Raw genomic sequence first — 5,964 nt, 5'->3', positions numbered from 1 at the left:
GCCGTGCCGTCGGGCAGGATGCGCGCGAGCGCGGACGCTTCGCCCCGATTCGCGGGATAGGTCGCGCTCGCCATGCCCCAGCCGATCAACGTATTGCCCTCGCGCATCGCGCGCGGCGCGTTCACGCGCTTCGCCCAGCCGAAGCGTTCCGCGCCCGCCGCGTAGCACTCGCGCAACGCCTTCGACGACCACGGCTTGCCTTCCTGCGGTTCCGCTTCGGCGTAATTCTTTAGACGCAGCGCGACGGGATCGAGCTTGAGCCGCCACGCGAGTTCGTCCATCGCCGATTCGAGCGCGAACGAGCCGGTGGTTTCGCCGGGCGCGCGCGTGAAGGTCGGCGTGCCCACGTTCAGCGGCACGACGCGATGACTCGTGCTCAGGTTCGGCACCGCGTACATCATGCGCGTGACGAGTCCGGACAGCTCGGTCCAGTCCTCGAACGTCGAGGTGTGCGAAAAGGTGTCGTGACGCAGGCCGGTCAGCGTGCCGTCTTTGCGCGCCGCGATCGACAGATGCTGCTCGGTGTGCGGACGCGAGCCGACCGGGCCGAACATCTGCGGACGCGCGAGCGCGAGACGCACGGGGCGTCCGGTCTGCTTCGCGGCCATCGCGCACAGACTCACATGCGACCACGACGAACCCTTGCAGCCGAAGCCGCCGCCGATGAACGGCGAAATCACGCGCACGTTCGCGGCGGGCACGCCGAACACGGCGGCGACGGCGGTGCTCGCGCCGGAGACGCCTTGCGTCGAGTCGTAGAGCGTGAGTTCGGGGCCGTCCCAGTGCGCCATCGTCGCGTGCGGTTCCATCGGATTGTGGAATTGCACCGGCGTCGTGTAGATGGCGTCGATGCGCACCGCGCCTTCGCTCAGTCCCGCTTCCACATCGCCGCGCGACGAATCGGCGGGACGGCCCGGCGGCGAGGGCGGCGTGTGCGCCTGGGTTTTCGCGCGCGCGAAATCGAGCGTGCCGGGCGTGGCGGCGTAGACCGGCTTGACGTGCTGCGCGGCGTCGATGGCGCGCTCGAGCGTGTCGGCGACCACGACCGCGACCGGCTCGTTGCTGTAGCGCACGACGTTGTCCTGCAGCAGCGTGAGGCGGCGGCCCGCGGGCGGCGCGAGCGGCGTCTGGCCGTTGTTCGGCAGGCGCATCGCGTTTTGCCACGTCATCACCAGTAGCACGCCGGGCATCGCCTGCGCGCGGCGCGTGTCGATCGACGTGATCGTGCCACTCGATATCGTGCTCGTCACGATCACCGCGTGCGCGAGCCGTGCCTCGGGAAAATCGGACGCATAGCTCGCACTGCCCGTGACTTTGAGCACGCCGTCGATGCGATCGACGGGCTGGCCGATCAGGCGGTTCGTGTCGCTCATGCGAAGTCTCCTGTGGCGCCCGCCGCCAGCAAAGTCGCGCGGACGATCGCGCGCTGCGCCAGTTCGACCTTGAACGCATTGCCCGGCAGCGGCCGCGCCTGCGCGAGTTCAGCGGCGGCGGCCGCGCGTAACGTTGCGGTGTCGAGTGGCCGGCCGGTGAGATGCTGCTCGGCGACACTCGCGCGCCACGGCTTGTGCGCGACGCCGCCCAGCGCGAGGCGCACGCTGCGCACGGTCCGGCCGTCGAGTTGCAGCGCCGCCGCCACGGACACGAGCGCGAACGCGTAGCTCGCGCGGTCGCGCAGCTTCAGATAGTGCGCGTGATCGCTGAAGGAGGGCGGCGGCAGATCGACCGAGGTGATCAGTTCGCCGGGCGCGAGCGTGGTGTCGAGATCGGGACGCTCGCCGGGCAGTCGATGAAACTGCGCGAAGGCAATCGCGCGCGCGCCGTTCGGACCGCGCACCTGCACGACGGCGTCGAGCGCCGCGAGCGCCACGCTCATATCGGACGGATTCACGGCCACGCATTGCGCGCTCGCACCGAGGATCGCGTGCAGCCGGTTGAAGCCGCCGAGCGCCGCGCAGCCGCTGCCGGGCGCGCGCTTGTTGCATTGCGCGAAGGCGGTGTCGTAGAAGTAATCGCAGCGCGTGCGTTGCAGCAGATTGCCGCCGACCGTCGCCATGTTGCGCAATTGCGGCGACGCGCCCGCGAGCAGCGCCTGCGAGAGCAGCGGATAACGCGTGCGCACGAGGGCGTGATTGGCGGCGTCGCTGTTGCGCACGAGCGCGCCGATGCGCAGGCCGCCGTCGGGCAAGGTCTCCACCTGATCGAGCGGCGCGAGGCGCGTGATGTCGATCAGCGTGACGGGATGCGCGAGGCCGCCTTTCATCAGATCGAGCAGATTCGTGCCGCCGCCGATGAAGGCCGCGCCCGGTTGCTGCGCGGCGGCGATGGCGGCGTCGATGCTGGCGGCGCGCTGGTAGGAGAGAGCGTCCATGAGCGGCTCCGTGCGTCACGCGCCGGCGCTGTGCGCGTCGCGCACGGCCGCCACGATGTTCACGTACGCGCCGCAGCGGCACAGATTGCCGCTCATGCGCTCGCGGATTTCGGCGTCGCTCAGTTGCGCGGGGCGCGTGCGCACGTCGGCGGTCGCGGCGCTCGCGGTGCCCGCCGCGAATTCGCTGAGACACGCCGTCGCCGAACACAACTGTCCCGGCGTACAGAAGCCGCACTGCAAGGCGTCGTGCTCGACGAAGGCGCGCTGGAGCTGGCTCGCTTGCGTCGCGCTCGCGAGACCTTCGACCGTGGTGATGCGCTGGCCTTCGTGCATCACCGCGAGCGTCAGGCACGCGTTGATGCGCCGGCCTTCGACGAGCACGGTGCACGCGCCGCACTGGCCGCGATCGCAGCCTTTCTTCGTGCCGGTGAGACCGGCGTAATCGCGCAAGGCGTCGAGCAGCGTCACGCGCGGTTCGATATGCAGCGCGTACTCGCGGCCGTTGATGTTGAGTTGAACCGGTTGCGCGGGCACGACGGGCGGCGCGCTTGCGGTGTCGTTCGCGGCGTCGCTCGCGGGCGCGTTGGGCTGGGCGTGCAGATGCGGTGTCGCGCCGAGCGCGGCGGCTGCGGCGGCCGATTGCAGGAAGCGTCGGCGCGAGGTGTCGGTGGGCGTGGATGCGGTGTCGGCGGCAGCGGGCGCGTCGTGAGAGCGATCGTGTGACATGGCGTTCGGCTGGCTCCATCAAGGATGGCAAGCGCACGCGCATCGCGATGCCGCGTGAGACGTCGCGCAGCGTGCGGACCTCGGTCTACGAAACAATGCGAAACATCGTCGGCAGCAAATTCAGTGCCGCGCGTGCGGCGCCGACACGGTGTCCAACCCGACCGCCAACCCGGCGCACCGGCAGGATCAGATCTGCACGTTGCGCGCGAGCGCGAGGAAAGTAAAGCGCGCGAAGGCGAAAAACACGTGACGATGCGGCTTCTGGCGCGGACCTGTCGTGCGGCTGACGTCGAGCCGTCGCGAAGCTGGCGGCGCGGACAGCCGCCATCGAATTTGCCTTCCGCGCGATCGGTCCGATGTTTCTCGCGCAATGCCTCAGACCACGATGGCCGCGCTGGCCGCGACGCGCTGCGTGTCGCCGTCGTCCGGTTGAGCGGCGAGCCATGCCGCCACGGCCGCGATCGCCGGTTCGCGTGTGAACACGCCAAAGTGATTGATATCGGGAAGGATAGCGAAGTAAGTTGCCGGCGAGGCGCGCGCGATGAGTTCGCCGAGCAAGGGCGCATCGACGGCTTCGTCGTTCGCGCCGACCAGCACCGCCGATTGCGCGCCGAGCTTCGCCACATCGCGATCGAAACGCGCGCGCGGATGGTACGCGCTATTGAGCCGATACGAATACGCGAGCGTTTCGCTGCCGTCGCGAAACCGCGCGGGCTTGTTGAAGGCGATCACCGGCAAGGCGTCGAAGCCGTGCACGCCGAACAGGTTCAGCAGCGCGAGCCCGATGATCCGTCGCAGATGCAGACTCGCCCAGCCGCTATTGGCCTTGAGCGAACGCGAACGCGCAATGGCCGGACTCAGCGCGAGAAAGCGCGCGACGAGCGCGGCATGCGCGCCGCCCGCGAAGCGAATCACGAGACCGCCGCCGCTCGAATGGCCGCCGAGCACGATCGGTCCGGACTCGCCGCGATTGCGCAGATGCGTGACGAGATCGGCGAGATCGTCCTCGAACTGGCCGATATAGTCGATGTCGCCGCGCCGCGTGCCGGACAGATAATGGCCGCGCAGATTCGGCAGCACGACGCGCGCGATGCCGCGCTGGCTCAGATGCGCCGCGAGCGCGTGATACGACGCGCCGTGATACGACGAGCCATGCACGAAGATCAGCACCTGCGAAGCCGTGCTGTCGTAGAAGCGGAACGCGAGCGGCTCGCCGTCGCGCGCCGCGTAACGCTGCACGGGCGGCAGGCTCGCGGCCGGCGGCGCGTCGAGCGATTCGAATCCGAATACATCCTCGGATTGCGCCGCCCTGGGCCCGGCGGACGCTACCATCACGAGCGCGGCGACGAGCGTCGCCAGGGCGATCGCCGCGACGATCGCCACGCCATCGATCAGCGTGAAAAGAACGGCATGCACGGTAGTCTCCTGTTCTGTTTTCCGTGCATGCTAGCAGTTAATCGCGATGATTCATTTCGCATACAAGGCGATGACGTTACGCCGACAAAACTGGAGGAGTCCTGATGCTGACGGTTCACCACCTCGACAATTCGCGTTCGCAGCGCGTGCTCTGGATGCTCGAAGAACTGGGCGTCGAGTACGACATCGTGAAGTATCAGCGCGACAAGGAGACGATGCTCGCGCCGCCTGCGTTGCGCGCGGTGCATCCGCTCGGCAAATCGCCGGTCGTGACGGATGGCGAACACACGCTGGCCGAGTCGGGTGCGATCCTCGAATATCTGGTCGAGCAATATGGCGATGGCCGCTTCGTGCCCGCGCGCGGCACGCCCGACTATTTGCGCTACCGTTACTGGATGCACTACGCGGAAGGGTCGGCGATGCCGCCGTTGCTGCTCGCGCTGGTCGCGCAACGCATCGCGGGCGCGAAGGTGCCGTTCTTCGTGAAACCGGTCGTGCGCAAGGTGGCGGGCTCGCTGGAGAGCGGCTTCGTCGGGCCGCAGCTTGCGCTGCACTTCGGCTATATCGCGAAGGAACTCGACGCGACGGGCTGGTTCGCCGGCGACGCCTTCACGGCCGCCGACGTGCAGATGAGCTTTCCGCTCGAAGCCGGTGCGAAGCGCGCGGGCGCGGAAAAGCATCCGTCGATCCGCGCGTTTCTGGAGCGCATTCACGCGCGACCCGCGTATCAGCGGGCGCTTGCGCGGGGCGGCGAGTACACGTTGTTCGGCTGAATGCGCGATTAAGGCGCGCGATTGAAGCACGTGATTAAGGCGCGCGGCTGAACACGCGGACGTTTTCGATCCGTAGTGATGCACGACGATCCAACCCTTCGCGCGCGTTCGCGCAACGAGGAGACGACGATGAAAGCCTGGATGCTCGACGAAGTGGGCGAGCCGCTCGCGCTGCGCGAATTGCCGGAGCCAACGCCGCGTCGCGGCACGCTGCTCGTGCGCATGGAGGCCGTGCCGCTGCTCAGCTATATGCGCGCGTATCTGCAGGGCAGCCTGCCGTACACGTATCCGCCCACGCCGTTCTCGCCGGGCACGAATGGCGTGGGGCGCGTGATCGGCATCGGCGAAGGCGTTTACGGCTATCGCGAAGGGCAGCGCGTGGCCGTGAGTCCGTACTGGATCGCGAGCGAGGCGCTGCGCGAGCCCGCGCAGGCCTTGCTCGGCCTGACGGCGACCAGCGCGGACAGTGGCCCGATGCTCGCCGATCTGCGGCACGGCACGCTGCGCGAGGCGGGCGAGTTTCCGGCGTCGCTGCTGTTTCCGCTCGACGGGCTGGAGGCGTTCGAACCGGCGCAACTCGCGGCGCTCGGCAAGCTCGTGGTGCCGTTCGGCGGCTTGCGGCGCGGACGGCTCGCGGCGGGCGAAACGGTCGTGGTGAACGGCGCGGCGGGCGCGTTC

At 68.7% G+C, this 5,964-nt stretch carries 6 protein-coding genes; 2 read left to right on the top strand and 4 right to left on the bottom strand.

Going from position 1 to position 5,964, the window contains the following annotated elements:
• The 4 genes from G3N97_RS35390 to G3N97_RS35375 form a co-directional block, all read right to left on the bottom strand.
• The coding region (locus tag G3N97_RS35390) for a xanthine dehydrogenase family protein molybdopterin-binding subunit (protein ID WP_205997479.1) at positions 1–1,373 on the bottom strand (1,373 nt) is incomplete at its 3' end.
• Positions 1,370–2,371, bottom strand: coding sequence for a xanthine dehydrogenase family protein subunit M (locus tag G3N97_RS35385; protein WP_205997478.1), 1,002 nt, complete (start codon positions 2,369–2,371; stop codon positions 1,370–1,372). The genes G3N97_RS35390 and G3N97_RS35385, both read right to left, overlap by 4 nt.
• Before the next feature lie 15 nt (positions 2,372–2,386).
• Positions 2,387–3,097 carry a 2Fe-2S iron-sulfur cluster-binding protein gene (locus G3N97_RS35380; protein ID WP_205997477.1) on the bottom strand — a complete coding sequence of 237 codons (711 nt, stop codon included), beginning with the start codon at positions 3,095–3,097 and terminating at the stop codon, positions 2,387–2,389.
• A gap of 375 nt (positions 3,098–3,472) precedes the next feature.
• Complete coding sequence (locus G3N97_RS35375; RefSeq protein WP_205997476.1) at positions 3,473–4,513, bottom strand: alpha/beta fold hydrolase; 1,041 nt, start codon at positions 4,511–4,513, stop codon at positions 3,473–3,475.
• A 104-nt stretch (positions 4,514–4,617) separates the two neighbouring features.
• On the opposite strand from G3N97_RS35375, the gene G3N97_RS35370 reads away from it, so the two are divergent.
• Together G3N97_RS35370 and G3N97_RS35365 are read left to right on the top strand one after the other, a co-directional pair.
• On the top strand, positions 4,618–5,286 hold the full coding sequence (locus G3N97_RS35370; protein ID WP_205997475.1) for a glutathione S-transferase: 669 nt from the start codon (positions 4,618–4,620) through the stop codon (positions 5,284–5,286).
• A 129-nt stretch (positions 5,287–5,415) separates the two neighbouring features.
• Positions 5,416–5,964: alcohol dehydrogenase catalytic domain-containing protein (locus G3N97_RS35365; RefSeq protein ID WP_346778166.1), on the top strand; the 549-nt coding region annotated here is incomplete at its 3' end.

It is taken from the genome of Paraburkholderia sp. Ac-20347 (genome assembly GCF_017104805.1).
GTDB classification, from domain to species: domain Bacteria; phylum Pseudomonadota; class Gammaproteobacteria; order Burkholderiales; family Burkholderiaceae; genus Paraburkholderia; species Paraburkholderia tropica.
Note: the sequence above shows the minus strand (reverse complement) of the source record. Positions and strands in the feature narration are given on the sequence as shown.